Source organism: Treponema sp. R6D11 (assembly GCF_054786075.1).
On sequence record NZ_BDHD01000122.1, the window covers coordinates 1 to 5,342 of the forward strand.

Here is a 5,342-nt window from a genome sequence, read left to right on the forward strand (position 1 = left end):
CCTTATATGGGTTGAAAGTGTCGTTTTGCTTGACTGTTTTTGGAAAAAAGTAAAAATATTTTCAAATTCAGTCAAGCAAAACGCCACTCTCGTGCCATATATAGGTGAACCTTCTTTTTGAAGGTTCGGGAAAAAACTACTTTTTGGAGGAGATTATGGAAAACAAAGAATCAAGCATAAAAATGAGAGCATTAAAAGAAATTGGCAAAGTTCTGGTTAATTTTGGTAATCTAACCTTTGCAAGCCTTGTTTTAGGCAGTATAATTAAAGGAGATTATAGTCGTTTAACATTACTTATTGTCGGCGGAGGAATTGCATTGACATTTGTTACGCTGGGAATTATTTCGCTGATATTTGCAGGAGGAGAAAAATGAACCTTATAATTCTGCTTTGTATGCCGTTAGTGCCGGCGCTCATAGTAACAATTTACCTAATGGTTTCCATCAAAAAAGAAAAAAGACATACCGAACCAAAAACCGCATAACCAGTTTACCATAAACCTGAACATGGCTTTACGCCTGCTTATGTACACGAGATAACTATTGATTGCCAAGCAACTTAATCCGCGCAAAAACATAATCAAGCTTATTGTAATTCAATACTGCACGGTTATACGGCTTCCCTGGAATCTTTACAATGTCGTAACCGCCACGTGTAACAAATTTCTTGCTTTTTCCTTCGGTGAACCAGTACACAAGGGCGATGTCTTCGTTTGTCATTTCGATCGCCGTTAGCCCTTTCTTGCCGATAGCGCAACCGGAATTGAACAGGCAGGGGACAGGCAATTCGTCTCCGTAGAGACTTTGACGCAGTACGTCTCGGCGTTCTTTTCGTTTCAGTTTGCTCAATTCTTTTCGCAGAGCGGTAACTTCATTTTCTATACGCTTGCGGTCTTCCCCGACAGATGAAGGATAATCTCTGCAAAGCCTTTCAATCTCAAATTTGATATAGTCGAAACGCCCCAAAGATTCAAAAAGAGAGCGGTGAGTATGCCCGATTATTGACAGACAGTGATTTTTTATGGAAAAAGCGTAAGCCTTTTTTTCTATCTTGAAACGCTTAAAGGGACTTCGGGAGTCTGTTATATTTTTTATGCCGAAAGGTTTCAGGAAAAAACGAACAAATAAACCTATTATCCAATTAAAATTATTATAAATTGAGGATAGCTGATGTCCGTGGTACACATAAGCGGGTATAGTTCCGGTTTCAATTTTTATTACTGTATGTATAGGGTACGGGTAGGACGTATTTTTCATAAAAGTGAGTTGTTCATCGTGGTTACCTATAATTCTGTAGAGCCTGTTTTCGCGGGCAAAAAGATTGAAAACTCTGTAAAGCCCCGCCCATTTTTCTCTTATATAATCAAGTGAATAGCGCTGTAATTCTTCTATGTCGCCGTTAAGAACCAGAATCCAGCCGTTTTTAAAATAATATCCTTCCAGAATGGACGTAAGCATTTCCCCATTGTGGGCAAGATCGTCTCTTGAGCCTGTTCCCATGTGGAGATCGCTAATAATCAGTATTTTCCCGCCGCCTGAAATATCCAAGATTGAATCTTTTGGGAATTCATCATCGGACAAACGGCTTATAAAAAATCTGTCGTGCATTGGGCCATCAAGGACTTGAACCTCGGACCAAAAGATTATGAGTCTTCTGCTCTAACCAACTGAGCTAATGGCCCCCCCTGTCTCTTTTATTTTTATAAAAATATGGGAAAAATGTCAAGTGCTATCCGGCTGTGCCGGATAGCTTATGAGTTTTGCCAAAGAGAAATATACAGTTTTTACTGTGATTTTTTGCCTTTGATAAGACTCTATACATTTTGATAACTTCTTGTGTTTGGCAAAACTCCATGTTCTATGGGGATTGGAGAGCGTTTGTATTTGCACAATTTTCATGGTAAACTTAACTAGACAAGGAGACAGAAAATGCCCCCCCAAAAAATATACAAGTTTTTTTATGTTTTATTTTTTACAGTTATCAGTATTGGGCTTATGTGCATGGCGTGTGAAAAAGAAAATAAAAGGTTCCATATACCGGATGACGAAAGCATATCATCAACATCGTATTCTGTTTCTGATCTGATTAATGAATATGATTATGATGAAGACAGCTTTTATATTAAGCCGACGCGGATACCTGTGCTTCATAAAATAAAGCCTATAGAGCAAAAACCCATAAAACTGCCGTTCAGCACCAATGCGCATAAAAATTACCTTAACGATCCGTTGGCGTTTAAGAATATCCCGGACGGAGGCGTTCCCAGCGGTAATACCGCGGTTGTAGGCAGTGACGTATGTCTTTTTTATCCTGTGGCAAGTATTTCTTCGATGAGTGATTTGGCTAAATTGCCAAAAGGCGAAAAAATTCCCTTTGCGACCATTATTCCTTTGGGAGAACAACTTCAATGCAAATATTCATCATACGATAATATGTTTGAATTTCAGGACAATTATAACTTTTTTTTCAAGACAACATGGAATGGAAAACAAGGCATTGTATTTGGGGCGGATTTGTACGGCGATGAAGATGGTATAAAAAAAAGTAACGAAAAAAACAGGATTATTTCCCTTTTATATAAAGACAACGGACATTTCAGCTATTTTTATTCCGTTACAGGTTACGACGCTATAAGAGAGGATATTCAAAAAGAACTGGAAACAAACGGACTGTCTTTTCAGGAAATAAAAAAATCGGAATATTATTTGGATATTAACTCGCCCGACGATATGATAAGCCTTTACAGAGACATAGACATAAACATAAACACCAATGACAGGGTAACCCCCATTTTTATTACTACCGATCTCGCCGCTCACGCTAATCATTTGGTGTTTGACAAACTGCTTCAGTATTGCGAGGAAGAATATTTTTTTAGGCAATTGTTTGTCGTTGTAAATGAATATATAAAAGCCATTGAACAGAAAAAAGAAGAAATCCCCGAAGCTGTATATGATACAAGCCTCCTTTATTTTCAGACGGCTAAAGCCTTGCTGCTTTTGGCTCCCAGAAAAAATGCTTATGATTACATTGAGGTTAATGCCGCTCAAGTTTTAAGTAAATTTCCTGAGCAGGTAACTAAAGAAATTGAACAAATAAATAACGCCTCTGGTTTTGGTCAATCATCTGTTTTTCCAGACATGAAAGAAGATTATTCCCAATACAAAGTAAGGGGGCATTATACAAAAAACGGAATTCTCGGAGCGTATTTCCGAGTCCTTATGTGGTTTGGCAGAATCAATTTTAATCTTGGCGGTGATACCGGCAGCGCGAAGGAAGCCGCAAAAAAACTTGCTCCCGTAGCTCTTTTTATTACCGACATAACGGAAAATTCCACCGAAATAAAAAAACTCTGGCAGTCCCTTTTTGATCCCATAACGGATATTATAGGCGTATCAGATGATATTAGTTTTTATGAACTTGCTCCGCTTTGGGAAAAAATCAAAGGAGCGGGTTTTATGCAATGGTACAATGATTCTTCCAAGTTGGAAAATTTTATTTCAAAAGATTACAAAGAACTGCGGACTCCGGCAATTTCCGGCTTTTCTTTATTCGAGGGAGTTTACGACGGTGGAAGTAAACCGGAAGATCGCCGTCCACCTGTCGGATGGCGGCTTTTCGGTCAGCGTTATACATTAGACAGCGAAATCCATAATTTGGTTTCCGCTCCAAGACTTTACGGTCGTGGAATGGTACAGGGACTTGATATTATGAAAGTCTTTGGATCAAAAACCGCAGATAGGTTTTTAAGGACTGATTATTCAAAGTATTCAGGATTGGAAAATACGCTGAATTCATTACAGAAAAATATGCTTAAAATAAAAGATGATTATTGGTTTTCGACATATTATACAAATATTTTGTACCAAATAAAAACTCAAGCACTTTTTGAAAACGGAGCAGGTTTTTATTTTACGGAAAAACCTAATTGGAACTTAAAAGCGATGAACTCAGCCCACGGAACATGGGCGGAACTAAGGCATGATACAATTCTTTATGTAAAACAATCTTTTGCCGAAAAAGCAGGCGGACGTGTTGACCCAACGTACAGAATAAAACCTCTTCCTCAGCCTATACATTATATTGAACCTAATACGCCGTTCTGGATTGTTTCCGCCGTAGGAATTCAAAAGTTATATGCAGTATTGGAAAAATACGATTTTCTGGACGGTAAAATAGCCGAGGTTCTGGTTGGTCTGCACGAAATATTTGTAAAAGCGGCGGAGATTTCAGAATTGGAAGCGGCTGACAAACAAGTATCCGCAACAGATCTTGAATGGATTGTTAAGATTCCAAATAAGCTTGCGGTTCATGTTATGTCCATGATCGCGCAAAGCGGCGGTTACTTTGATGATCCTGACCAAATGCGAATGGCGCTGGTGGCGGACGTATTTACCAACGGAGAGGTCGGAGTAGTATTGGAAACCGCAGTGGGTATTCCATATCGCCTTTATGTCCCCCTGAATGACAAACAGGGCGGAAAGCGAATAGCGGTAGGCTATGGTTTTAGCTATTACGAATTCACCCATCCCATGTCTGATAGGCTTAATAATGCTCAGTGGAAAAACATTGTATACAAAGAAAACCCCGACATGAAAAATTACCTTCCTTTCTGGATGAGGGGAAAAGTTAATCAGGCGAAATAAAGTTTGTCGGTTAAACGCGTGATTATTATTAGTTTTCTTGCTCTTTCTTTTTCCTGTTGTGAGAAAGAATCGCCCGTATATCACACATGGCAATCCTTAAAAGAAATGAAATATGGAGAGCCGATTCACCTTCCAATCGAAGGAATTCCGCTTACTGAATTTTTCCCTTGGGCTGGAACCGTAAGCCATCACCTTCTTGCCCATGACTATATTGATTCGTGGTTTTCGCTCCTTGCAAAAATGAGGCAGGTGAGTTGTTTTTACATTTTAACTCCGTCACATTGGGGGCTTTCAACAGAGCCTTATTCATTAACAGACGGATCATGGGCAACCGATTTTGGTTTTGTCGATTCAGACAAAAAAATTGTACGCAAGTTGGCAAAATCGCTTGAAGTTGGGTTAGACCCAAAAGTGTTTGACGTTGAGCATGGAGCGTCAACATTAATGCCGTATATAAAAAAATATTTTCCAAAAGCGGTGGTTGTGGTTGTAGCCTACGAAAGCGAACTTCCCGTAAATGTTCCAAAAAACGTAAAACTTGCGGACGTTCTGGAAAACGCTTTTGACAAAAAAGGAAAGCAAAAAAATTTTTTATTAATTTCAACAGATTTTTCACATCACCTCAACTTGGAACTGACGTATGAAAGGGATAGTCATTCGCTAGAGTATTTGGAAAATCCTGCGGACGTTTCATGG

General features: G+C 39.0%; 4 protein-coding genes and 1 tRNA gene. 3 read left to right on the forward strand and 2 right to left on the reverse strand.

Annotation, left to right across the window (positions count from 1 at the left end):
• Positions 1 to 155 precede the first annotated feature (155 nt).
• Positions 156 to 374, forward strand: coding sequence for a hypothetical protein (locus ACYVTD_RS09475; protein ID WP_461247534.1), 219 nt, complete (start codon positions 156 to 158; stop codon positions 372 to 374).
• A 165-nt stretch (positions 375 to 539) separates the two neighbouring features.
• Here the strand turns inward: ACYVTD_RS09475 and ACYVTD_RS09480 are convergent, their stop codons facing one another.
• Together ACYVTD_RS09480 and ACYVTD_RS09485 are read right to left on the reverse strand one after the other, a co-directional pair.
• Positions 540 to 1,607 (reverse strand): metallophosphoesterase, encoded by a 1,068-nt coding sequence (locus ACYVTD_RS09480; RefSeq protein WP_461247535.1) that lies wholly within the window; start codon positions 1,605 to 1,607, stop codon positions 540 to 542.
• Positions 1,608 to 1,681 (reverse strand) — tRNA-Ile (locus tag ACYVTD_RS09485).
• Between the two features lie 247 nt (positions 1,682 to 1,928).
• Between ACYVTD_RS09485 and ACYVTD_RS09490 the strand changes: the two genes are divergently transcribed.
• Positions 1,929 to 4,646 (forward strand): DUF3160 domain-containing protein, encoded by a 2,718-nt coding sequence (locus tag ACYVTD_RS09490; protein WP_461247536.1) that lies wholly within the window; start codon positions 1,929 to 1,931, stop codon positions 4,644 to 4,646.
• A 3-nt stretch (positions 4,647 to 4,649) separates the two neighbouring features.
• A partial coding sequence (amrB, locus tag ACYVTD_RS09495; protein ID WP_461247537.1) for an AmmeMemoRadiSam system protein B occupies positions 4,650 to 5,342 on the forward strand: 693 nt, incomplete at its 3' end.

Bases quoted from the DNA above. Each gene is read 5' to 3' on its own strand.
- ACYVTD_RS09490 (WP_461247536.1), top strand. From the start codon at position 1,929: ATGCCCCCCCAAAAAATATACAAGTTTTTTTATGTTTTATTTTTTACA.
- ACYVTD_RS09475 (WP_461247534.1), top strand. From the start codon at position 156: ATGGAAAACAAAGAATCAAGCATAAAAATGAGAGCATTAAAAGAAATT.
- ACYVTD_RS09480 (WP_461247535.1), bottom strand. From the start codon at position 1,607: ATGCACGACAGATTTTTTATAAGCCGTTTGTCCGATGATGAATTCCCA.